Source organism: Lyngbya aestuarii BL J (assembly GCF_000478195.2).
Taxonomy (GTDB): domain Bacteria; phylum Cyanobacteriota; class Cyanobacteriia; order Cyanobacteriales; family Microcoleaceae; genus Capilliphycus; species Capilliphycus aestuarii.
Map to the genome: position 1 here is coordinate 29,044 of NZ_AUZM01000008.1, position 24,631 is coordinate 53,674.

Here is a 24,631-nt window from a genome sequence, read left to right on the forward strand (position 1 = left end):
TATTTTGCCCTGCCACTTCTACATATTTAGGGGTAACTGACCTTATGCAATTGTAGGGGTTCCGATACCCAATAATCGTTTGATAATCTGAACGACGGTATAAAGTTGGTTATCTCGACGGGATTGGGTTATTCAATTTCTAATAGACAATTAAATGTAATATCTCATTATTTAATTAAAAACTCTCCATCGGTCGCCAATCTCCAGAGAAGATAAACGAAGCCCAATAATAGGGATGTTCATAAAAAGGTGCTTGTAACAATTCTAACTGTACCTGACGCATAGCTTGCGATCGCGCTTCGCCATTTTTTAGGCGTTGATAATACATTGACATTAACTCGCTAGTTCCGTGGTCATCGACTTTCCACAAACTCATTAATTGACTTTCCGCCCCCGACTTCACAAACGCCCGACGCAACCCGTAAACGCCTTCGCCCGTACTCACCGAACCCACACCTGTATCACAAGCCGATAACACCACCAATTCCGTTCCGTAAAGCTTGAGTCGAGTCACTTCCGAAGCCGTTAATACCCCATCTTTCTCGCCACTTTGACGACGGTTGAACCCCGCCAACGCCAACCCAGAACGCAATAAAGGATTTTCCCGGTTGCTGGGAGTGGGTTTGCAGTCGGGTTGAAAATCGGGGTTGAGAATCACCTTAAAGCCACCGTCTGGAGTACCCCGGCTTCTGGTCGCGGGAGTACATTCAATATCTTCGAGGAAAAACCCGTGAGTCGCAATATGCAGAATACGGGGGGCTTGTAGCTGTTCGAGGAGGTTTTCTGTTGCTTCAGAACCCGTGAAAACTTGCAAATTGGGGACGATGGGTTGAATGGCGTCGGCTTCGAGTTGGGTGCCTTTGAGGGGAGTGAATGCGAGGTTATCGAAGTCGGTTGAACGTTGGTTGGTACTTCTCCTTGATGTTGTTGTGTTGGCTTGTATACACCCATCTTTTCTGCCCCCTAAATCCCCCAATTCTGGGGGACTTTGAACTGTATTTCCTGCTAATTCTAGGGGACTTTGAACTCCGGTTCCCCCCAAATTTGGGGGGCTAGGGGGGCTGGACTCGGCTTGTCCTAAATCCTCGCCCCCTAAATCCCCCAATTCTGGGGGACTTTGAACTGTATTTCCTGCTAATTGTGAGGGACTTTGAACTGTATTTCCTGCTAATTCTAGGGGACTTTGAACTCCGGTTCCCCCCAAATTTGGGGGGCGAGGGGGGCTAAACGTACAATCTTCGAGACGAGGGGAACTGGAGGCTATTTGAACGCCTGTAGAATTACCGGGTTCGTCGTAGTTGGGGTTGGCTAACATAACCGGGTCTTGACGACTGGGGGCGTCGAGTTGTAGTCTCAATAAATCCCGTCCGGTTGTCAGATAGGTGAACAGATAATTTTTAACTAAATATTCGTTATTTTCATCCATCAACGCCGCAAAGGGAATGAGATTCAGTTGACCATCGGGAGAGATTAAAATATGAGTTTTATCGCCCAACTTTTCTCGTATCGGTTGCATAACGATTTCATCTAATTCACGCGCCGAACGTTCAACACTTGCACGTTTTTCTCCTAAATCTTGACGAAATTCATTCACTTTTTGGTCAATCGGTTCAGCCTCTCCTAAATCTACCCAGTTGATACTATTAGCAGAAATAATATAGGCTGCATAGTGAGGTTTTCCCCATTGTTCATCTTGTTGAGCTTTTGCGTCAAAAGGGTAATACTGAATAATCTCAACTAAAGCCGTATCTTCAGGAATGAATTGTTGTAATTTTTCAATGGTTACAGGTTCAGTTTCCACTCGGAATTCGGCACTGCGTTGAGCTAATTGTGCTTCTAACTGTTCTGCTTCTGCTCTTAAATTATCGGTTAGCTGACGATATGGTTCTGGCGGTAAATCTTCTGGTGGACTATACAGTAAACTTGCCCGTTGTTGTTGAATTGTGTCTAATTCATCGAGGAGTTGTTGATTTTCAGGGGTGATATTTGCTCGAATCAGTTGTAATTCATTGGTGACAGTATCGAGAATTCGAGCTTTACGACGTAATATAGTTGTTAAGGCTAAACGAGCCGCTTCTGAATTATTTGGTGCATTTTGAAGATGGAGAGAAATAGCTTGGTCAGTCGTAAAAGATATCATATTCATTGAATCTTGTTTCTGACGTTCCGAACCTGTTGCTAAGAGAATATTCAGGTTTTGTTCTTGCACTTCTAACCCTCGACTGAGATAATTAATCGCTTGAGTTGTATCGCCTTGGTCACTGTAGAGTAATGCTAAGTTGTTGAGGCTGGTAGCAACATCGGGATGTTCTTCACCCAGCAGTTTCCGATACATCTCCAGTGCTTGTATGTAGAGGGGTTCGGCTTGACTATACCTGCCTTGATAATAGTAGAGTTGTGCTAAATTATTGAGGCTGGTAGCGACATCGGGATGTTCATCCCCCAGCAGTTTCTTCATCATCTCCAGAACACGTTCTGCTATGGCTATGGCTTCGTTATATTTGCCTTGTTGATAGAGTTGATAAACTTGTTGGTTGAGTCGTTTGGCTTCTTCCAGTTCATCCGACTGTTGAGCCAACAAAACTTGATGATTTGAAGACTCCTCAGCGATAACCGTTACAGGCGCAGCAACCAACAAACTCACCACTCCACAGCAAGCCGCAAGCCGTTTCAGCGAAAATTGAGAGGGGATGAACATTGACCGTTTCCTCAAGTCCGTTTTCCTACACGTTACATATTTTGAGGGATGTTGAACTTATGCAAAACATTAATGAATTATGAATTATGAATTATAAATTATGAATTGATTATCTAAAACTTGGGGCGCGAATATAACGAATAATTTCAGTGAGTACGGCTTCGACTAGACCATTGAGCAAAAAAACCGTTTAAAATTTCAACAGGATTGTACTCAGTCCCCCTATCGACATTCTTAACTGTCCTATGACTCCTACTGTCGTTAAACCCTCCGCTCTCCTGGGAAATATCACAATTGAACAAATAGATCGGATCAACCTGTTCAAATTCACCGATGACCTGCAAGAACGAATGCAAGAACTCCTTGACAAGAAAAAAGCCGACTCCCTCACCGTTGAAGAAAGCACCGAACTTGAAGCCATTGGAGAATTAGATCGGATTTTCACTCATATTAATGCAATGTTAGCCGCTCAAAGAGGATAGTAGAACAATAACAGAATAATCATATAAAATTTTGACACAACTATTTATGAGTTACTGGGAGAATAATCTATGTGGAAAGATGAAATTGTAGAAGAAATTAATAAAATTCGTGAAAGCTATGCCAAATCCTTTAACTATGACTTAAAGGCAATCATTGCAGATTTACAGAAGAAACAGGCAGAAAGTGGTAGAGAAGTCATCAATCTGTCATCAAAGCGCAGTTTAGTCAAATCTCCAAATCAACAAACTAATGATAGTACAATTAATTAAACGTTAGAATTGGCATGGAAAAATTAGAACAGTATCGACAAGCGATTCAAACGATTATTAAACGTCATGCTGAATACACTCCCAGTCATGGAGAAATCGAAACCTTACCTCTGTGCGATACAATTAATGACAATTATTTATTAATGGATTTCGGTTGGGATCGAACAGGTCGAGTTCATGCTGTTGTGTTTCACGTGCGAATTCATCATCAAAAAATTTGGGTAGAATGGGATGGAACAGAAGAAGGCGTTACTCAAGAACTCTTAGATTTAGGTGTACCAAAAGAGGATATTGTCTTGGGATTTTATCGCCCAGAACATCGGAATATGACCGGGTTTGCAGTTGTTTAAATGTTTTTGTAAAACTTGTATTGAGATGATGGTAGAGGAAACATTACGCGATCGCAAATCAAATATAATAGAATTGACAAGTTCGGATTTTTACCTATATTAATGCAATGTTGGCGGCTCAAAAATAACAATTGACCAAGCAACAAGAGAATTGATTCGACAACGAGCAAATTACTTGTGTAAATATTGTCATTCTCCCGAAAAATTCAGCGTGTTTTATTTGGCTGTTTCCGTGGCTTAAATGGTTCTGAGATGATTTGTCTTCCACTTTCAGCCTGTTTTTTTCGTAGATGATCGCAAATTGCCTGTAAATCATAATTAAAAGACTGAGCATATTCTTCTCGAATTCTATAAATCTCATCAAGAACACTATCCTTCCACATCATTTCCTCCCATCAACTCATAAGGTGTACAAAGTATTGGTAGTTCATATCCAGCATCAACGCTAATTTGCGATAGTTTCTTCTGAATCTGAGCATTAGCAATATGTTTACAATTCCACGTTAGCAAATAATCTAATCCATAAACTGTAGCGATCGCAATATGAAGTGCATCATTAGCGGCTTTAGGTGGAAGGTTGCTTCTAGCGAGAAACTCAACGGCTAAATCCTGAACAGCTTGATTGACTTCAAGTAATGAAAAATCACGCAAAATTTCCAGTCGTTTAGTTGCTATTTCTACATCACCTTGTGCTACCTCATCTAAAACAATTTGAGAAATATAAAGAGTAAACTGCGATCGCGGAGTTTCCCACCATTCCCGTGTGATTTCAGAGTTCGCCATCAAAATCAGATTATTACTAATTCTAACAGTTAGATAGCCAACGATGCTAGTGTCGATGTAGACAGTTTCGGTCATAAAGTTCTTCTCGATATACCCACATAATACAGCTTAACCATGCTGCACGATCACTGAAAACACTCGTCAACTGCATATCCTCGACACCCCAAAAAATATGAGTCAGTGACCGAACATTCAAGGAGATCTATATAATGAAGCGGTTACTCTCTAGCCTAACTCTGACCGGATACTTTCTCACCGCTGCAATTGTACCCAATATCCTCAATTCCCAAACCGTTACCGCCCAAGCCAACACCGAATTATTCTACACCTTTTATGGTCAACCCATTCCCCTCAATTTACGACAAGATGCGATCGCCGTTTCCTTCCGCGAAACTCCACCCTCCACCTCACGCAGTCGCAGTTTCACCCCCAATATTCCCCTCTATTTACAACTTCAGCAAGACTTAGAAAATTCCGGTAGCGGTTCTCGCACTCGGGGAAGCAGTACACCCACCGTCAAAATAGACGTACAACCCCTCGGAGAACGTTACGCCATCGTCACCGTTCCTCCCAATAGCCCCGACACTCTCACTCAACAAATTCGTCAACAGTCCTACGTTGAGAATACCTTACCCGTACTTTCTTTAACTGAAAACCCACAAGAAAAGTCTCAAACCGTCATACTTCCCAACGAAATTTTAGTCAGTTTTGACCCCGATTTTTCCACCCGAAACATTCAATCTTTACTCAACCGTTATAACTTAGAAATTATTCGACCCCTACAATTTACACCGAACAATTATCTCATCCGTTCTCAAACTCAACAAGGCACCGAAATTATCAACGTTTCCAACCAACTCGCCCGTATTTCCGGAGTCCAGTCCGCCACCCCCAATTTTGTTCAATCCCTCAATTATACTGTTGAAGATATTGCCTCCAACTCAACCGCTTCAACCAATAGAAACCGTTTGGAACAGGCGATCGCTTCCCTTCCCAAAATCGAAGCCGAATACCAAAGTCAACTCCTACCCCTCGCTTGGCACCTCAACAGCACCGCCCAGCGGGGTCGCTATCGCACCCGCACCGATATTCGGGCGACGGAAGCCTGGAAGCACAGCAACGGCGGAGAGGGCGTTGTGGTGGCGGTATTGGATAGTTTAATTCAGTGGGATCATCCCGACTTGGCTGAGAACTTGTATACCGCTTCTAAGCTTTCTAACCCTCTCCCTGGAGAAACCCACGGTTGGGACTTTACCAGCAAAACAGCGGCGTGTTCGGAACCGTCAAAACGCTGTGTTCCGGGCGACCCCGATACCCGCATTAGCCAAGCCGAACTGGAACTGGTGCGCCCTCACTTTCAAAATACCTTCCAACTCACCGATGAAGAATTGTTGGAAAACTACGGACGTTTAGCCAACTCTATCAAGCGTCATAATTCTAGCTTATCAGAATCGGAAATTGCCGAGCAAGTTCGCGATCGCATTCGTCGTCAAATTGCATCGGAATTTCACGGTACCTGGTCTGCGGGAGTCATTCTCGCCCAACCGGAAGCCGGACAGGGAGCGGTGGGTGTCGCCCCCAAAGCGAAGTTGTTACCCGTGCGGGTGTTTGGGTTGGGTGGAGAAATTGACGCCGCCCGGTTAATTGAGGCGATCGGTTACGCTGCTGAACGGGATGTGGATGTGATTAACTTAAGTTTGGGGAGTGTATTGCCCCATCAAGCCTTAGCCGATCAGGTATTTCGGATTATTGACGCCCATCCTCAGTTGGTTATTGTCGCGTCTGCGGGGAATGAAAAACTCGATGGGGTGTCTTTTCCGGCAGCTATTCCGGGGGTAATTTCTGTGGGAGCGACGAATTTGGAGGGAAAACGGTCTTTCTACAGCAGTTATGGCGGACGGTTGGATGTGATGGCACCGGGCGGAGAAACTGAACTTAATCCTGATGGTGGTATTTTAACAACGGGCGGAACCTGGGTGCAAGGATTTTGGCAGGGTATCCCAGAAGCGGAGAAGTCTTGGGCGGTGGCGCTCGATCCGTTGGGACGGTACGTTCAGGTACAGGGAACCTCTTTTTCGGCGCCCACAGTGGCGGGAGTGGTGGCGTTGATGCGGGGGGTAAATCCTCGTTTGAGTCGAGACTCCCTAATTTCAATTCTCAGAGAAACAGCAAGTTATGATTCATTGAGTTTATCTCAATCGGAAATGAATCGTTATCGTCTGCAAAAGAGTGTGGGATTAACCTTAAAACAAGACCGTTTATCGGGGATTTTTCCCCTACCCGAACCTGTTTCTGCCGAACAATATTTCTTTGGGAAAGGGTTAGTTAATGCCGAAGCTGCGGTTAGAAAAGCAAAGTAAGAATTCAGTCGAAGAAACTTCGGGGGTTGAGAAGATTTGATTGGAGTACCAAACTTCCAGTGTCAACCCGAATACCTTTCGGGAATTGCAGTGCGATTGGCTCCGCTAGTGCGCTCTCTTGGTCGGCGTTCCCTAAGATTGCAAACTTCGCTCTCTTACGTTGGCGTAGCCTGCCGCAAAGCGGCTTACTTCCTTCAATGCGGGGAACCCGCGCAATCACAATCGAACCCATTAATAAGTTTTGTTCTCGGTGCGGTGACTGGTTAATTATCGGTTTTAGCGATGAACAACTGGCAAACGCGATCGCATCACAAATTATCGGATGAAGGTTTCGTGGTTCAACTTGAGTCTTTCGATGAGAAGTGGAATGTCAGGGCAAAAAACTTATCGGGTCATCACTTCACAACCGATATTTTAAACTGTGCTGATTCCAACTTTACACAGTTTCCCAAAGGTTATGAACCCCCGCTAGTTTGACAATTTAGTGAACGCAAATCCGCCAATCAATTTGGTGAGGAGTTAATCACGGTGGGTTTGGCATCAAAATTTGATGTTACCGATGATGGCATTCTAACCATTCACGACCCCAAGATTCACAACGAATTAGACGTTTAGTTGAAACTGAAACGCTAGAGAAAGAACAAATTAGTGACGTTTGTTATCGACGGGGTGATGTGCTGGTCATTAGTTTTAAAACGCAAAAATTGAGGAATGAATGGAAATACTTTTTTGATGTTTGGTTGCATTCCGCCAATATTAAAACCCAGGATTACTCCCGAATTGATGAGTTAAAATTCTCGCTCAGTGTCATTAACTATGCGGCAATTGGCGATGACGAAAAGACTTATTGGGAAAGGATAAAGCAGATTGATTTTACCCTAAAATCGGAGGAAGTAGAACAGCAGCGCTCACTTGAAAGTTTAGATAAATTTCAACAGGCGGACAGCGAAATCCCAACCTCAAACGAACAAATCATAGATGTTACGGGAATTCAGGCAACCGTACTGTAGTCAGCAAAAATGGCATCTACTTGAACTTGTAAATGGAGAACAAATTATGAGAAACCCAGAACAAATTTTACAGCAAACGAATCAATTGGCGAGGGAATTTGCTCAAATTATTGGCTATGAAATCCTCAACCCCAATTTAAACTTTTGGGAAGGGACGCATCCCCGATTACAGATGTGTTGGAAAATGGCTCGTGCCGCTCAGATAGCATTAACTGATACTGACCCCGAAGACGCAATAGCCGAGTTGGATTGATTCGTTAACAACCAGGAGATTTAGGAAACTATCCGACCCTAAAAGTGATCCTGAATCTGCCAGGTTAAATTGAAAAAAGCTTCAAGATTAGAGTCAACAATTAACGTTTAACACGCATAGATTTTCGGAGGTATTCTGATAAATTTTCAGCGCACACCCGCCCAGAAAAAAGCTCAAGAGTTAGCCGTCTATCTGCGGAATGAAAACCCGAATTTTAACTATTTAAGGAGTCTGTTTAAATACTTGTGTCAAGAGTTGAAGCTGCAATCTCCCTCGACCTCACAACATTCACGAGAGATAACAATACCCACCTCGGAAGAAATTCAACGCTATTATCAAGCGATTGAAAATAACTCAACTGTACAGGAAAGGGTCATTCTTAAAACGTTGTTGTATACAGGAATCCGTCTCGGTGAACTGGTTAATATCCAATTAACTGACATCGATTTTGACTCTCAGCAAATCCTCATTCGTTCGGAGCGAGGTCAAGATAGAATTGTTCTATTTCCTGTGAATTTTAAAGACCTTTTGGCGATGCAGGCTGACCCCATGAGTCAACAGCAAGCTACTTACTTATTTGAATCCCCTCAACATCATAAGTGTCCTGTTTAGCAAGTCCCATTCATCCTAAAAATAGTTGTACAAAAATCCGGGTTAAATCCGTTGATAAACCCCTACAAAATCCGTATTTTTTTCATCAACTGGTTTCAAAAAAAGGGGTTGACAATGCTTTTATTCAATACTTTTTTGGGTTTTCAATTCAGCAGTCTTTGATATTTGACTCACCGCCGAGTCTTCAGGAGATTCAAGAAATTTACAATCGGGCGATGACAGACTTCCCCGTGTGAAGGTTGGTTGAGTATTTTTAGGGGCTGGATGTACCAATCATTCAGCAATAGGAAGCTTTTTCCAGAAAAGTTTGTAGTTATTTTTTTCAAACAACAACTAACTATTAACCTCTTGAACACTTTTTCCGAATTGTATAGTATAATAAGAACAATTATTCACCTAAAAATTGAATAAAACCATGAAAATTATACACACCGCAGATTTACATCTGGGTCGAACAATCGGTGATGAGAAAAAGTCGATAAATGAAGAAATCAATTACGCCCTCAATCAAATTCTAGACCGGGTAAGCTCAGGCGATATCGAAGGTTTGAGTAAGATAATAGATGATTGTGAATCTCAATCAGTCGAACTGCTTGAAGGATTAAAAAATATAGAATATTTAACAAGTTTACCTGAAGATGAACGGTTAAACAAGCTGGAAGAACTCAAAAGCGAAACCGTTAAACTTCGCCAAGCGACAAGGGATTTCCATGCAAAATATATGGAATTGAATAAAATTCTGGCGGATGCTAAGAACGAACAAACCACCGCTTTAACTCGTTTACAGACCAAACAGGAACAGATTAAAGAAATTGATGAAAAGCTTTGTAAATCAATCCAAGATTGGGAAGCATTGCTTGCAGAAAAAGGCTGGTCTGAAGGGGATTTTCATTCGGCTTATACTTTAATTCCACAGCACAAACAATTGGCTAAACAAGTCAAGGATTTTGACACGAACCAATTGATTCTCAGCGAACGTATTTCTAACTTAAAGTCGGACTTAACAGAGCAAAGTGTTGATATTAAATAGTTCGAGAATATTCGGCGTGAAGTTAATGAAATGGATAACAAAATAGAAAGTGTTCGTCAACTTATATTTGATTGGAAATCCCGGCTACAAAAAGATGCTGAGGATAGACTGAAAAAAGGGGATTTAGAAAATAGGTTGAAACAAACTCAGGTTGAATACGATGACTATGCAACCCTGAAAAAGCACTTACAACCCGCCCAGTTTTTAACCGATATTCTCAATAAGTTTGAGGCGGAGTTACTGCAAAATGCTTCGGTACATCTCTATAATTTAAGCGACGGTCAATTTCAGTTTAGACTGGGTGAAGGCGGTTATGAAATTATTGATAGCCATTGCGGGGATGATGTGCGACCCGTCTCTTCTTTATCGGGGGGCGAAACGTTTCAAGCTTCTCTAGCGTTGGCTTTGGCTTTATCAGAACGATTTAATCGGGGACGAAATCAAGAGTTTTTGTTCATAGATGAAGGATTTTCGAGCGTCGGGGTCAATGATTTAGATCGAGTTGTAGATACTTTAATTGGGTTTAAGATTGGCGGTCAAATGATTGGTGTAATCAGTCATGTTCCCGAAATTGCTGAAAGAATTGGTCGAGAAATTCAAGTGATTAAAAAAGCGACGGGTTCGGAAATTAAAATTTATTAACCCATGCACAGTTACAGATTCCTCCGCCATACTGCGATCAGGAGTCAGATCTTTTAATGTTTGTAAGTATTTCCAAACAATCATTCTTTACAAAGATGTTTGTATTCATCCTTATTGGATAAATTTCTCAAATAGGGACGTAGCTGACTGCAACCGCGTTTGAGTAAATCATCTAAATCCAGATTCCACAATGCTACTACACCCTTTTGATCGCCAGAAACTATTTTTTTGGAGTCCGGACTGAAACTAACGCTCAAAATATAACTATTACTTTGAAAGGTTGCGAGTTCATCACCTTTTAGATTCCATAACTTGATGGTAAAGTCACTGCTACCAGAAGCAATCATTTTACCATCGGGACTAAAACTTACAGCAAAAACCCAGCCTTTATGACCCCTAAAGGTTCGTATTAGTTTTCCATTGAGGTTCCAGAGTTTAATTGTGTTGTCATTGCTAGCAATCGCTATCATTTTACCATCAGGACTAAAACTTACATCCTTGACGATATCCGTATGCCCCTTAAAGGTTGCAAGTAGATTTCCATCTAAATCCCAGAGTTTAGCTGTAGTATCATGACTGGCAGTCGCTATCATTTTACCATTGGGGCTGAAACTTAAGCGATTAACAGTATCATTATGAGCTTCAAAAGTTTTCAATAACTCTCCATCCGTACTCCACAATTTAACAGTTTGATCAACGCTAGCGGTTGCCAGGATTTTACCATCGGGACTGAACTTTACAGTTGTAATCTCGTCTTCGTGACCTTGTAAACTCTGGAGTAGCTTTCCACTTCTGTTCCAAATTTTAACAGTTTTATCAGCGCTAGCAGACGCGATTTTTTGACCATCAGGGCTGTAAACTACATTCCAAATTTTATCTGTATGCCCGTTAAAAGTTTGAATTAAATTCCTATTTAAGTCCCAAATTTTTATGTTTTTATCGGCACTAGCAGAAACAACATTTTTACCATCGGGGCTAAAGTTTACGCTGCTAACCTCATTATTGTGTCGCCCTAAAGAATTTCCTTGTCTGTTCAGGTTCCAAAGTTTTACAGTAGTGTCTATAGAACTTGATGCCATAATTTCTCCATCGGGACTCACCTCTATTTCTGTAATTGTACCGATATGCGCTTTCCACTTTTGAATTAATTCACGCTCTTGAAAATTCCAAAGGTATATAAATCCATCTGTAGTCCCCGATATTAACGTCTTATTGTCATTAGAAAAAGTCACCCAGGTAATGGGTTGCTCATGTGATAAACTCTCGATCAGAGTACCATCAATATCCCAGATTTTTACCGTATCATCAGCACTCCCCGTTGCTAACAGTTTGCCATCGGGACTAAAGTTTGTTATAAAAATCCAGTTTTTATGTCCTTGTAAAACATTGATGAGTTTTCCCTCTAAAGTCCGAATTTCAACTGTATTGTTTTTACCGGGACTGGCAATTAATTTGCTATCCGGGCTAAATCTTACCGACATAGACCAATCATTTACGTTTGGAAAAACTTGCAGTTCTTTACCTTCTAAATCATAAATGAATATACCCTCTTTGCTACCCAAAGCAATTTGTTCACCATCAGGACTAAAGGTTACACCTGAAACTGCCAAGTTGGGATTGAAAAACTCTTTAATAAGTTTTCCATTCAAATCCCATAATCTAATTTTTTTGTCCTCGCTAGCCGAAACCAGAATATCAGCTTTGGGGCTAAAACTGACATCATAGACTCTACCATTATGGGGAATTGTTCTGATTTTATCTCCTTTTAAACTCCAGATGTTTACGGTTTGATCGTAACTAGCAGAAGCGAGAATTGTACCATCTTGATTAAAACTCACACCTCTAACCCAGTGTCTATGACCTTGTAGATGATTAATTTCTCTATTCCCATAAACGGTTTTTTGTAATGCTTGTAATACTTTTGCTTGAGTATTGATAGGAACAAATAACTGCCAACTTTTTAATAAATTTCCAGCCGATATGCTATCCCTCAATGCTTCTAGTTGATGTTCGCCTAAAGAGAACTGAGCCTGGGAAGATGCACTTAAAGATTCAATGGTTTTAATATTGGAATTTTTAGTTTGATTTAGAGCAAATAAAAATAACCCGCTCAACACAATAATAAAAGTTACCAAAACCCGATTGGCTTTCTTTTGTTGCTGAAGTTCTCTCTGTCTGCTTTCTTCTTCTCGCCGTTTATTTTCCTCAATGACCTGTTCGCTAGCTTTTACTAAAGCTGATATACTTGAGTCAATACCCAACTCAATAACATCAGGACTGTTGAGCCAACCTTGTGCTTCCGCCAGTTGCACTTCATCCAACAAACCCCCGTTACCTTTCCCCAAGCGTTCCCACTCTTGAGCTTTTGCTTCTAGGCGTCTGCGGATTAATTCGGCTTCTCGACGTTCGGTGAGCCATTGCTGTAAAGTCGGCCAACCGCTTATTAAGGCTTCATGGGCAATATCGACTTTACGAGTAGAATTTTCTCCACCACTGAGGGTCAGTAGGCGACAGTTGACCAAATGGGATAATGTTTTTTCAAATAAGTAAGGATCGTTTCCTGCACGCAGGGCATTTACAGGTTGCTGGCGACGGGTATCGGCTCGTCCTTCTCCAAACTGCACCAAACGCAAAAAAATGCGACGGGTGATCGCTTCTTGCTCGGGGTTCTCTTGTTTCAAGTTGATTAAAGCCGCATTAGCATGACGGGCGATCGCCACTTGTAATCCGGTCAGTTTATTGTTTCCCAATGTATCATAATCTTTGCGAGAAAGCACCAAGATTTCATAAGCTTTTAGAGGCAAAAATCGTCGCTGTAATTTCTCCCACAACAGTACCAAAGTCTCTTGAATTAAGGGTAAAACACCTGGTTCGCCCATCGCATCTTTGACCAAACGTTCGACCAAAGCTGATTCTATAAATACGCCCACATTGTCAGCCGGTTTTAAAATTGCCTTTTGTAACCCGCTTTCATTGAGAGGAACAACTTCCAACCGATGTAACTGGATATTTTCCCAGAGGGGACTTTGCATCAAGTCGCCATAAAAATCGGCTCGAACTGTTAAAATTAAATAGCAGGTGTCAAACTCCAGCAATTCTAACAATGCTTGTTGAAACTCTTGGTTTCCGGTGTGGGAAATTGTAAACAGTTCCTCATATTGGTCTATAATTAATAGCAAGCGTTGAGCATCAGGCTGAGTATTTAGGGCTTCTGTAACGGCTAAAAAGAAGTCTGTTTGTTCGCTTCCTAAAGTCAATTTTAGGGTGGTTAAAGGATGTTCACCGGGGCGCATTGTGCGTACCAACCATTCACCCGAACCGAAGCGTTTACTTTGGCGGAGTTTAGGAAGTAACCCGGCAAATATCAAAGAGGATTTTCCACTACCGCTAGAACCAATAACTGTGATCAACTGATGTCGATACAGATGGTCTAAAAGTTCTTCTACTTCCTGTTCGCGTCCAAAAAAGCGATCGCTATTTGATTCGTCAAAGGGTATCATTCCCGGATAGGGACACTCGGGTTTTGCTGGAACTGGAGAAACTGGACGTTTTAAATCTGCACAAAGACGTTCTATCGCCTTAAGCCATTTAGTTTCATCGGTTGCATCCAGAGGAGTTAACGTCTTCAAGCGTAAAGGCAGTTTAACGGGGTATAAAATCAAAGGAATAACAGGCCAAGAGGCGGTTTCTAAACCATAACTTTGACCTAATAAGTCAACGAACTCGCTGAAGTTATCAACTAAATAAGCAGGAGAGATAATTAGTAAGGTACGATAGCTATTTACAATTGCATTTTCAAATTCTTTTAGACGGGGTACGCCCAAGGTAAATGCAGCTTCCCAATGGTAGCGTATATCAGCTTGATTTAAACTATCTAGTAAGTAGCCTTCTACCCACGCTTCATCTACCTCTGCGTAGGAAATGAACAAATCGTATTTTGTTCTCTGTGTCATAGTAAGCTTACCCCCGACTAAAGTCTTGGGGCATTCGCACTAATCCAATATACTATCTAGTACGGAACAAGATAGAGGATTGCGCGTTACAGGCAGGCTTACAGACTGCCCCACAATTGAAATCATCTTCGCGCCACCCACATCTGCATCTCCTTTCCACCCACAATGACCGCACTTGAAAGTCTTGCTGCTACGGTAGGACTTTCCTTGTTCTGGATGTATGTGTAAACACTTGTGGCAGGTTTGGCTAGTATATCTAGGGGAAATAGCAACAACCTCAACGCCTTCTTTAACTCCCTTGTATTCCAAGAATTGTCGAAGCTGGTAAAATGCCCAACTGTTAGAACGCCTACGCTCTATCTTGTTTCTGGGTTGAGTATTAGTTCTATTTCTAATACCAGTTAAATCTTCGCGCGTCCTCATTAGCAACAATATCAATAGCACGAGAAATGATTTGTTTGCTTATGTTGTGGTTTACCCTGGTTTGATATCGCTTCTCTCTACCAGATAGCCGTTTCAGGAGTCGTTTTGCTCCTTTTGTGCCTTTCTTTTGAACAGAAGCCCTCACTCTGGTAAACCTATCTCTGACCTTTGTAATGTTTTCACCACTCCAACTTTCTCCCAAAGAAGTAACTGCAATATCACGGCGACCTAAGTCCACACCAATAATATTGTCAGTCTTTTTAGGGGTTGGAGTTGTGTCTTTGATTTGAATATGGATGTACAGTTGCCCGTCGCGATGTTTTGATAAGGTTGCCGATGTCGGAGTTTTCCCTCTCAGCTTCCCGATCTGATAGTTTCCTAAAATCAAGTCAACTCGCTCTCGACCCTCAACCGTAGATAGACTAATCGTTTGGTCTTTTTCTCTGTCAGAAAAAATCCTCGCGTCATAGTCTACTGATGTTGGTTGAAAACCCTTAACGGGCTTTTTCTTTTCTGCTGCTGTTTTCCGGTTAGAAGCCACTCTAGCACAAGCTCTAACAGCAAGATTAGCCGACAGTTTAAACTGTTCTCTAACAGTTTTGTAAACCTCAGCTTGAATCCTATTCTTATTTTTGATTTTAGGGTTGACGGTGCTATTGATATAGTTACAAGCATCTGCAAATGCCCCTAAAGTTAAGTCAAGCCTTTTCGCCTGTTTAGGGGTGGGTTGGATGCCCGCAAACTATAGTCAACACTTGTTCCATGTCTTGACTATATCACCTAGATGAAAGTTTGATTTAGGCGACTAAAGTCGCTCGTGTCGAGCTTCCTCCCCGCAATGAATCACGGGGCTTCCGCTCTACCCGACTATTCCCCGTGATCAGTAACAATTTTCTGCTAAAGCAAAAATAGAAGCGTAACCGCACCTAGAGGTTCAGAATTATTGTCTTGTGCAAGTAGTTCTAGGGCTACCAAAAGCACACACTGAAAGGCTATGTCGTTAGTGTGGGTAAGTTACGTTCTACCCCGAATCACAGCAGGCATGATGAAGGGGATATTTAGTAGTGTGCTTGCCAGCAAATAAGCACCCATTGCTCATCATTAATATCCTTCTCCAACATCCATGAAGCGTTTACTATCCTTCATTTGTCTACTCGGCTTGGGAGCCAGCCCCATCCTTAGTTTCTCTACTGCTGTATCCGCAACAGCCCAAACTCAATCCACAGAAATGTCATCCTTCTGCCAAGACGAGCAACTGGTCTATGCCTTTGCTCAATGGACAAGACTGCTTTACAGCCCTGTTGACCCCAGCTCTGAGTCATCGGAGCCAACCAACATCACGCAAATACTCAATCTGCTTAAAGCGGCGGGGCAGACTCCGCGTACTACCCAACTGGCTATTGATCGCTTATCACCACTATTGGTGAGTCTAATTGAACAGACTCCAGCAGAACAGCGATCACAATTTCTCCCTCTTGCTGATCAACTTCTGACTCTAGCCAAGTCTCTCCCCCCTGGCTATAACTATGCCCAAAGCCGCGCTCTGATTGCCACTGCGATCGCTTACAATCAGTTAAATCAAGCTTCTACCCCCTTGCTAGAGCAGGCTAATCAAACCCTTGTTGGAATTGCTATTCCGTCGCTGAAGGCTGAAACCCAGTGGCAATTGGCAGAAGCTTGGTTTGCAATCGGTCAAAAGTCCCGTGGGCAAGCCAGCCTCGCCGCAGCGACTGCAACCCTCAAAACCTTGTCTCCCCAATCGTCTCCCCTCAACAGTCAGCTCCCCGAGCAATTGGTAGATAGCTATCTGCGTCGGGGGCAATGGTCTCAAGCGGAAACTGCGGCGCGATCAATTCCGATTCAGACTCAACAAAGTGAACAACTTTTTCTGATTGCATCAGCCTACCTACGAGCTAAACAAGTCAAGCCTGCCCTCACCCTGTTTGATCAAACAATTACTCAATTGCTCAAAGCTCCCGACTTTGCTCAGAGTAATAAGGCTTTGATCGCCACAGAAGGTATCATTTCCTTTGCCCAGGCGGGCGGTGTAACAACAGCAACTAAGGCGATGAAACAACTGCCAAGTCAGAAACCAGCACTGCGTGCAAGGGCTTGGTTAGCTATCGCCGGAGAAGCCCGCCAACAAAAGCGCCCCAAAGAAGCAGCCCTAGCTTTAGAACAGTTAATTACTGTGGGTAAAATCGGTCAAAAACAGGGCTTTGATTCTGGTTTTGGCACTCTAGGCGATATCGAATGGAGTGGTTCTCTCTACGCCCTCAGCCGTAGTCAAGGATACGCACCCGAAATGCTCCAGTTTATTGAACGACTCAATCTCAAAACCCAGGCGACTGAGTTTTTAATCACTGAAGCAGTCCAGGCTAAACGCTATGACGAAGCCCTGCGACTGATTCCCAAGCCCATGCCTCTTGTTATTGATGTTGGAGTATTTGAAGTAGGGGATAGTTGGCGCTGGTGGGTGGCTAGTGTTGCAGCTCAGGAGGGCCAACTGCAACCGCTCATTGCTTTGAGTGAAGATGTTTTACCCAAAGTGGGAACCAGTGAGCCAAGACAGTTATCTCCTTGGAATATACCTAATACTCTGTATATCTCTCCATCCTCCAGTAATAGTCCGCCTTATTTTCTAATCGATATTCCTCCTGCTCCGTCTCTCCCAGAAGACACAGCGATACAGGCTATTAACCTCCTCCAGCAACAGGGACAAACTGAACTGGCTGGGCGACTCGGCACGGCACTCGCAGATCAAGCTGAAGAACTTCTAAATCATCAGCCGACGCTTAAGCTGAGTGCAGAACAGCATCCGCTCCTGTGGGTACATAATTTAGAACGCTACCTCCGTCTTCAGCAGCAAACTTTAACCGCAGATCGCCTCTATGTTTTGCAGGTTAATTATCTCAAGCAGATTGAGGATTTGGAGCAACGAGCAGCTCTCATCCCGTTTACTTCCAGGTTAGATGATCCACGAGAGGCGATCGCCGATTTGATCAAATTAGCCGAAGTTGTGGGCGTAGCTGACCAGACTCAGACGGCTAAACAAATTTTCAAAGCTGCTGTATTGTCAAGCCAGATGGATATTATGACTCAATGGCAGCCCCTCGCTAAGTTTTCTCCCCGCGAGCAAGTCGAGCTGATGCTCCAGGCTGCAAGGGGTGTTGCGGTTCTAGAGAAGAAGATTGTTCATTATGACCACATTCTAAAACTAATGCAGTCCGAACCCCAAAATGGTCTGTTAATGAATAACTATGAGTTGAATTCCATGATTGAAAGCTATCTTTTTAAGGGACAGACCCACAAAATTAAACAAGTCATTTCTTTGATAGATAATTCATCTGAGGCGAGAAGATACCAAGAGCGATTAAATTGCTTAACTCTGGTATTACCTTGAACCAGTTTTTGGAAGTAGTCGGACATCAATAACCCACATTAAGGCGGCGGTGGGAGTTCAGGTTGAGTTGGAGAAAGGTTCTGTAGCAGAGCCATTTTTAATGCAACAGAACCCAACATCAGGGTGGATAAATCCCTTCTCAAAATATGGCGCAACGCGGGCGGGAACAGGGAACAGCGCTTGCCTTGCGGCCCGGCGGTTTCCGGCGAGACTTAGTTTGCAATCTTAGGGATCAGGGAATAGGGGATTGAAAAACCCTTTAAATCAAGGTTTTAGGTTTCTGGGTTCTCGAAGGTTTGTTAACATACCAGCGCGAACTGCTATAATATTAAATCAAATTTGTCTACTTTTTGCTTTTCTAACAGACTCGATTTATATTTCATCAATTGCTTAGAGAAAACTCCGATCTTAAAAATGGGAGCAATTCTATTGAAACTTTCGGCTGATATTTAACACAGTAAACCAGTTTACAGGAGTTATAAATATGAACGAAATCAAATAAATTATCTATCAATTATAAATGAAACAATCGGTATTCAGCATTTAGATGTAGCGACCTGCAATTATAAATCGTTACGGCTAACGCCACGCGAAGCTCTCGACCCACAATCATCGGGTTTTTGAGACCAGATTAAATGCAACTCTAAATTCACTTCAGACCACATTATGGGTCTTGGCAACTTTTGGTGATCCTCAAAGATGACGATCGCTAACAATGTCCTTTTTCAAATATTTTCGGTAGAGAAAAAAGTTTACATCTTGATTAAAAACCTCCGACTTAACAAATCGAGGTTAGCGCGACCATACATTTGTCGTTTCAACATTTTTAATCGATTAATATGACCTTCAACCGGGCCATTGCTAACTGAGAAAGTTACACCCGCTTTTACCGAATTATAATCGGATTGTAAACGGAGTGCAAAACGTTGAATCGGATAGATACTACTTTTAACGGCACGCTTCAACCAAGTATCAAATTTTTTAAGTTTTCGTTGTCTGACAAGACCTGTAAAATAGCCTCGCTAATTGAATGGCTTCTGCTAACTCATGTGAGTGAGTTTTTAATAAAATAATTAGTTGTTGGTCGTTGACATCTAAATAATTTAACTTTTGCATCACCAACCGAGTAGCTTTACTGGGTGTTAAAGCTACTCTTAATGGCTCAGTGACTTGGGGTAACGGTTGATTAATTATACGCTTTCTCAATTCAACTCCTGTCGCTTGACGCAGACGACGAGTGTAACGAGCTACCGTATCATAACTACCGGAATAACCCTGTTTTTTTATTTCTTCAAACAGTTTTTTTTTGTCGCAAAATTTCTGATTCCACTGTTGGAGAATATAAATTTTATATGGATCTAATTTCGACCTTCCTCGGTCACTACGACCCTGGCGTTCAAGAAATTGGGGATGGCGTAGATATCGAAATACACTGGTAACTCCAATACCTAACTTTTTGGCAATGGCTTTTCCTGACAAACCCTGGCGACGTAATTCCCATACTTGTTTATGGATAAGAATCCTTCTTTCTCGACGTTGAGTCGCTTTGGATAATTCTTTTTGAGTCTGATTTGAAGCGGGAGGTACGGCAACGACTTCAACCTTACTGGGGTCATTTACTGGAGAACCTGTGTGCAGTTTTTCTACCTCTTTAAGTGTTTGAAGATGGCTCCTGAATACTTGTTCGAGGGCTTCTACTAGATTTTGTAGGATATGAAAACGGTCAGCTACTTGTATAGCATCCGGTGCGCCTTGTCGAACAGCTTTCTCGTAAGTTTTAGAGCGATCGCGTGAAACGATTTCTACCCCTGGATGCTCTTTTAACCACTCAATTAAAGTTTCGGCTTCACGGTCTTCTAATAGAGCTATTGGTTGACTTTTTTCTAAGTAAACTAATATTGTACCGTAAGTATGCCGTTTACGGAAGGCGAAGTCATCTACTCCTAAAATTAGAGGCGTTTGAATTGGAGCTAGAGGAATTATCCGCACTAAATTTAATAACGTATTGCGACTGACTTGGAAACCAAAATACTTACTTAATCTGACACCAGCATTTCCAGCTAAAGCCAAACCGATAGCTGTTAACTGTTGAGTTAACCGTTGTGTTTTTCTTGCCCAAGAGACCGCTACATCCGTAATTCTTTCGGCAAATATTCGTCGTTGACAGTCGGGATTATTACAGAAAAATTTTCTCACATCTAGTTTCAATGTTACCCGGAAATTTGCCCAAGACAAATCAGTCAATGTTCGCTCGTACTGACTGTGAACCCGATTACTCACTACCGAACAAACTGGACATCTAACCAAATTTTGTATTGAGGTAGCATAAACTGTAATGTGAGTTCGATCTTCATCTAACTCCCAATTATTTAATTGGAGAATTCTTGGATCGGGTAGTAAACTTGGAACAATTTCTTTCAATGTTATACTTGTATGCGCTTCCTGAAGGAAACCCGATTATAAGAATGTTGAAAAATCACTTTCTGTAACGTTCTTTTCAAGTTCATGTCGCGCTCGTGTCGAAACTCAGGGCGCGAGTCATAAGCTCCGCGCCACAGCCCTTCGTGCGATCGCAGAGATGTGGGGGATTGCGATCGCCGTATGAGGATCACCAAAAGTTGCCAAGACCCTTAATGTGGTTTCAAAAACCCGATGATTGTGGGTCGAGAGCTTCGCGTGGCGTTAGCCGTAGCGATTTATAATTGCAGGTCGCTACAAATAGCTCGCAACCGAATAATGTAATCCGAAAACAAACCTATTTGCAAGTCGAGGCTTCACTGTTTGTAAGCCTCACCGACTAACAGCGAACTGGGCTGACCGTAATAAGTCACAATAACCTGCTTTTTAGCCCGCGTAGACGCAACGTGTAACAGACATCTTTCTCCGTTGATCAACCGCTCTTGAGACGCCGAATCCGCACAGTCATTTAAGCCATTTTGCAGGGGCAAACTGTCGGAATTTAAACCCGGTATGAAAACATAATCAAACTGCAATCCCTTAACCCGGTGCATCGTTCCCATGCGAATCCCAGGCTCAGAGGGATTATCGGGCTGATCGCGGTGTATTTGCTTAACCGGAAAATTCAAATTCTTCAGAGCCGCTTCGTACTGCTCCAAAAATTCTTTGGTTCTAAACACCATGCACGCCCCCGAAAAATTGCGATCGCACCGAAGGCTTGACCTTGACAGATAGAGCGACTGTAGTAGGCTTAAGAGTTCAGGTTGGGGGTAAGTAGTAGAAACAGAGTGAAGTATAGATTTGACAGGATTACAGTTATATGCTCGTTGATTTACTAGGCAATCTAGGCAGTCAACTACATTCTTGCTAAATTTGAATTTGGATAGATTTTAGATAGAAGCCAATAGGCTAGTCGGAGATGAGAGTGCTGTAAGTGCCGTATTTACGCCGTTAGGCATAATCGGGATGACAGGATTTGAACCTGCGACCCCCTCGTCCCGAACGAGGTGCGCTACCAAGCTGCGCTACATCCCGTAGATAAAGTAATTATACCACATCAATCTAGAATATATTGATACAAATACAAATTTTTGAAAATTTCAGTTAGCATGGATCAAGATAGTCTTAAATTGGAAGGAAATAGAAAGAGCGTGGTTGTTAAGCCAGATTGGTTGAGAGTCAAAGCACCTCAGTGGGAACGAGTCGGTCAAGTCAAGGATATTCTCCACGATTTGGGCTTAAATACAGTTTGTGAAGAAGCATCTTGTCCGAATATCGGAGAATGTTTTCATGCTGGTACTGCTACCTTTCTGATTATGGGACCGGCTTGCACTCGCGCTTGTCCATATTGTGATATTGATTTTGAGAAAAAGCCGAAAGCGTTAGATCCCACCGAACCCGAGCGACTCGCTGAAGCAGTGCGACGCATGAGTTTAAACCATGTCGTCATTACCTCCGTGAACCGAGATGATTTACCGGATGGAGGTGCATCTCAGTTTGTCGGCTGTATTGAAGCGGTTCGTCGTCTATCTCCTCAAACGACAATAGAAGTGCTAATCCCTGATCTCTGTGGAAATTGGCAAGCACTTGAAACCATTTTACAAGTTCAACCCGAAGTTCTTAACCACAATAGCGAAACTGTTCCGCGTCTCTATCGCCGAGTTCGTCCTCAAGGAGATTATCATCGTAGTCTAGAACTGTTAAAGCGATCTCGTCAATTCTTACCGGAAGTCTATACAAAGTCAGGTATTATGGTTGGACTGGGAGAAACAGATGCTGAAGTTCGACAAGTGATGCAAGATCTCCGAACCGTAAACTGTGATCTCCTAACATTGGGACAATATTTGCAACCGACTCCCAAGCATTTGCCTGTTGCTAACTTTATTCCACCCGAACAATTTGACGCTTGGAAAACCTATGGTCAGTCTTTGGGTTTCTTACAGGTGGTGGCTTCTCCATTAACTCGGAGTTCTTACCATGCTGAACAAGTAAGAACCCTAATGGAAAAGTATCCACGCTAGTCGTTTCCCCGTTAAACAGAAAACTAGAGCCAACGATTACACGGTTCAAACAGACAGAAAAAAAGCCAATCGTGATCGGTATTGAGTAAAATCGCTGACTTTGATCACAAGATCCGTCATAATAGCGATAGGGTGTCAACAAATAAATTTAAATACCACTCTAATTCTTTAGAGGTAATTAGGGGATCACAAGAACGATTCAGATCCAGAGGTGCATCTTCTATTGAAATTAGCCTAGTTAGCCGACAATAATCTTTGATCTTTGATTAACGTTCGTCATAAAAGTTCCCTGATTTTTAAGTTGTGATCTGAAACCAGAGTTAAGAGTGATCGGGAACGCTCATTTATGGTGATGAAGATTAGTCTACCGTCTGATAACTATCACTTATTTGTGAGGGGTGTCTCCCTATACTAGCTAATGACCATGAAAGAGTGACTCGTCTACTCAGTCTGCCCTCTAACACTCATTGATTTTGTCCCCTTTTGAGGATCTCTCGAGTCCGGGAAACCCCAGCATTCAGGGGATGCGCTAACTAACACTAATGATCGATCATTCAGTCGGAGTGGGCATTCTTAGAGTAGACCGAGCCATACTGCCAACCACCCAGAGCAATAGAGTAATGACTATGCCAGCCACCAACTTAGATACAGAATTAGACCACGACCTAGAGGATCTCTCTAAACAACCTTCAGAACTCGATCTCGAATCGATGGAAGGCTCGGAGTCAGTTGGAAAAACAAAAAACACTAATCGTCGAACTACTGATCTGGTTCGCGTTTATCTGCAAGAAATCGGTCGTGTTCGCCTACTTGGACGTGATGAAGAAGTAGCCGAAGCCCAAAAAGTTCAACGTTACCAACGCTTAATCCAACTTCGCGATCAAGCAGCGACAAAAGAAAAAGGTATTTTAGAAACCTTTGCGATGCTGCTGCAAACCCGAGGTCGTCTAACAGCTCAGTTAGGTCATAGTCCTTCCCTCGAACGCTGGGCGGCGGTCTCTGGTGTAGAGGTTTCTGACCTAAAACCTATTATAGCCAAAGGAAAACGTCGTTGGGCTCAATTGGCTAAACTGACGGTTGAAGAACTCGATCAAGTCCAAACCGAAGGTATACAAGCCAAAGATCACATGATCAAAGCGAACCTACGTTTAGTCGTATCCGTCGCTAAAAAATATCAAAATCGCGGTTTAGAATTACTGGATTTAATTCAAGAAGGTACATTAGGACTCGAACGCGCTGTCGAAAAATTTGACCCCACACGCGGATATCGCTTCAGTACCTACTCCTACTGGTGGATTCGTCAAGGGATTACCCGAGCGATCGCGACTCAAAGCCGTACCATTCGCCTCCCGGTTCATATTACCGAAAAATTAAACAAAATTAAAAAAGCACAACGTAAAATTTCTCAAGAAAAAGGCCGAATCGCTACAATTGACGATATCGCTGCTGAGTTAGAAATGACTCCCGCACAAGTTCGCGAAGTCTTGCTGAAAGTTCCCCGTTCTGTTTCCCTCGAAACTAAAGTCGGTAGCGACAAAGATACAGAACTCGGTGAACTCCTGGAAACTGAAGAAGCCTCACCCGAAGACCAACTGATGCGAGAATCCCTCCATCGCGATTTACAACAACTCTTAGCCGATCTCGGCGATCGCGAACGGGAAGTGATTCAAATGCGCTATGGTCTCGGAAATGGTCATACTTACTCCTTAGCCGAAATTGGTCGGGAGTTGGAACTGTCTCATGAACGGGTTCGTCAAATTGAAGCCAAAGCCTTACAAAAACTGCGTCAACCCAAGCGTCGCAACCGTGTTCGCGATTACCTCGAATCTCTCACCTAGACTTATAACGCTCAATTGTAACGCTTAAATTCAAAGCAATAGCGAT

Annotated in this window: 21 protein-coding genes and 1 tRNA gene; 13 read left to right on the forward strand and 9 right to left on the reverse strand. The window is 42.7% G+C overall.

Annotated elements, in window-relative coordinates; translation table 11 throughout:
* Window positions 1-175: 175 nt before the first annotated feature.
* A complete protein-coding gene (locus tag M595_RS05360) occupies window positions 176-2,698 on the reverse strand; it encodes a CHAT domain-containing protein (protein WP_023065059.1) in 2,523 nt (840 codons plus the stop codon).
* Window positions 2,699-2,943: 245 nt separating this feature from the next.
* On the opposite strand from M595_RS05360, the gene M595_RS05365 reads away from it, so the two are divergent.
* The 3 genes from M595_RS05365 (at window position 2,944) to M595_RS05375 (ending at window position 3,800) form a co-directional block, all read left to right on the forward strand.
* On the forward strand, window positions 2,944-3,180 hold the full coding sequence (locus M595_RS05365; RefSeq protein WP_023065146.1) for a hypothetical protein: 237 nt from the start codon (window positions 2,944-2,946) through the stop codon (window positions 3,178-3,180).
* A gap of 69 nt (window positions 3,181-3,249) precedes the next feature.
* Window positions 3,250-3,450, forward strand: a complete 201-nt coding sequence (locus M595_RS05370; protein WP_023065058.1) for a hypothetical protein — start codon at window positions 3,250-3,252, stop codon at window positions 3,448-3,450.
* 14 nt (window positions 3,451-3,464) lie between these two features.
* A complete protein-coding gene (locus tag M595_RS05375; RefSeq protein WP_023065071.1) occupies window positions 3,465-3,800 on the forward strand; it encodes a XisI protein in 336 nt (111 codons plus the stop codon).
* A gap of 369 nt (window positions 3,801-4,169) precedes the next feature.
* Here the strand turns inward: M595_RS05375 and M595_RS05380 are convergent, their stop codons facing one another.
* Window positions 4,170-4,658, reverse strand: coding sequence for a type II toxin-antitoxin system VapC family toxin (locus tag M595_RS05380; RefSeq protein WP_023065119.1), 489 nt, complete (start codon window positions 4,656-4,658; stop codon window positions 4,170-4,172).
* Between the two features lie 134 nt (window positions 4,659-4,792).
* Here M595_RS05380 and M595_RS05385 point away from each other — a divergent pair, with 134 nt between their 5' ends.
* The 7 genes from M595_RS05385 (at window position 4,793) to M595_RS05415 (ending at window position 10,490) form a co-directional block, all read left to right on the forward strand.
* Window positions 4,793-6,943: a S8 family peptidase gene (locus M595_RS05385; RefSeq protein WP_023065113.1), complete on the forward strand. Its 2,151-nt coding sequence runs from the start codon at window positions 4,793-4,795 to the stop codon at window positions 6,941-6,943.
* A 282-nt stretch (window positions 6,944-7,225) separates the two neighbouring features.
* Complete coding sequence (locus M595_RS30505; protein ID WP_152983535.1) at window positions 7,226-7,420, forward strand: hypothetical protein; 195 nt, start codon at window positions 7,226-7,228, stop codon at window positions 7,418-7,420.
* 197 nt (window positions 7,421-7,617) lie between these two features.
* On the forward strand, window positions 7,618-7,953 hold the full coding sequence (locus M595_RS05390) for a hypothetical protein (protein ID WP_023065134.1): 336 nt from the start codon (window positions 7,618-7,620) through the stop codon (window positions 7,951-7,953).
* Window positions 7,954-7,999: 46 nt separating this feature from the next.
* Window positions 8,000-8,206, forward strand: coding sequence for a hypothetical protein (locus M595_RS05395; protein ID WP_023065099.1), 207 nt, complete (start codon window positions 8,000-8,002; stop codon window positions 8,204-8,206).
* 255 nt (window positions 8,207-8,461) lie between these two features.
* The gene (locus M595_RS30030; RefSeq protein WP_161809804.1) at window positions 8,462-8,818 is read left to right on the forward strand and encodes a phage lytic cycle repressor MrpR family protein; all 357 of its coding nucleotides are present in this window, start codon (window positions 8,462-8,464) and stop codon (window positions 8,816-8,818) included.
* A gap of 415 nt (window positions 8,819-9,233) precedes the next feature.
* Window positions 9,234-9,848 (forward strand): hypothetical protein, encoded by a 615-nt coding sequence (locus M595_RS05410; protein WP_023065047.1) that lies wholly within the window; start codon window positions 9,234-9,236, stop codon window positions 9,846-9,848.
* A 30-nt stretch (window positions 9,849-9,878) separates the two neighbouring features.
* Entirely contained in the window at window positions 9,879-10,490 is a 612-nt protein-coding gene (locus M595_RS05415; RefSeq protein ID WP_023065032.1) for an SbcC/MukB-like Walker B domain-containing protein, read from the forward strand.
* Between the two features lie 80 nt (window positions 10,491-10,570).
* On the opposite strand, the gene M595_RS05420 is transcribed toward M595_RS05415, so the two are convergent.
* Genes M595_RS05420 through M595_RS32125 form a run of 3 tightly spaced genes read right to left on the reverse strand, consistent with a single transcriptional unit; the run spans window position 10,571 to window position 15,407 of the window.
* Window positions 10,571-14,443, reverse strand: coding sequence for an nSTAND1 domain-containing NTPase (locus M595_RS05420; RefSeq protein WP_023065042.1), 3,873 nt, complete (start codon window positions 14,441-14,443; stop codon window positions 10,571-10,573).
* 39 nt (window positions 14,444-14,482) lie between these two features.
* On the reverse strand, window positions 14,483-14,866 hold the full coding sequence (locus M595_RS32120) for a zinc ribbon domain-containing protein (protein ID WP_238987026.1): 384 nt from the start codon (window positions 14,864-14,866) through the stop codon (window positions 14,483-14,485).
* Window positions 14,835-15,407: a transposase gene (locus tag M595_RS32125; RefSeq protein ID WP_023065073.1), complete on the reverse strand. Its 573-nt coding sequence runs from the start codon at window positions 15,405-15,407 to the stop codon at window positions 14,835-14,837. Before M595_RS32125 ends, M595_RS32120 begins: the two co-directional genes overlap by 32 nt.
* Before the next feature lie 582 nt (window positions 15,408-15,989).
* Between M595_RS32125 and M595_RS05430 the strand changes: the two genes are divergently transcribed.
* Entirely contained in the window at window positions 15,990-18,269 is a 2,280-nt protein-coding gene (locus M595_RS05430) for a hypothetical protein (protein ID WP_152983536.1), read from the forward strand.
* Between the two features lie 752 nt (window positions 18,270-19,021).
* Here the strand turns inward: M595_RS05430 and M595_RS32130 are convergent.
* From M595_RS32130 to M595_RS05445, 4 genes are all read right to left on the reverse strand, one after another.
* Complete coding sequence (locus M595_RS32130; protein ID WP_023065049.1) at window positions 19,022-19,234, reverse strand: transposase; 213 nt, start codon at window positions 19,232-19,234, stop codon at window positions 19,022-19,024.
* A gap of 16 nt (window positions 19,235-19,250) precedes the next feature.
* The gene (locus M595_RS29065; protein ID WP_238987027.1) at window positions 19,251-20,690 is read right to left on the reverse strand and encodes an ISL3 family transposase; all 1,440 of its coding nucleotides are present in this window, start codon (window positions 20,688-20,690) and stop codon (window positions 19,251-19,253) included.
* A 353-nt stretch (window positions 20,691-21,043) separates the two neighbouring features.
* The gene (locus M595_RS05440; protein ID WP_023065066.1) at window positions 21,044-21,409 is read right to left on the reverse strand and encodes a 3'-5' exonuclease; all 366 of its coding nucleotides are present in this window, start codon (window positions 21,407-21,409) and stop codon (window positions 21,044-21,046) included.
* A 278-nt stretch (window positions 21,410-21,687) separates the two neighbouring features.
* Window positions 21,688-21,761: transfer RNA gene (locus M595_RS05445), tRNA-Pro, on the reverse strand.
* 74 nt (window positions 21,762-21,835) lie between these two features.
* On the opposite strand from M595_RS05445, the gene lipA reads away from it, so the two are divergent.
* Window positions 21,836-22,747 (forward strand): lipoyl synthase, encoded by a 912-nt coding sequence (gene lipA / locus M595_RS05450; RefSeq protein WP_071809875.1) that lies wholly within the window; start codon window positions 21,836-21,838, stop codon window positions 22,745-22,747.
* Window positions 22,748-23,373: 626 nt separating this feature from the next.
* Window positions 23,374-24,585, forward strand: a complete 1,212-nt coding sequence (sigC, locus tag M595_RS05455; protein ID WP_023065025.1) for an RNA polymerase sigma factor SigC — start codon at window positions 23,374-23,376, stop codon at window positions 24,583-24,585.
* The last annotated feature ends 46 nt before the right edge of the window (window positions 24,586-24,631 follow it).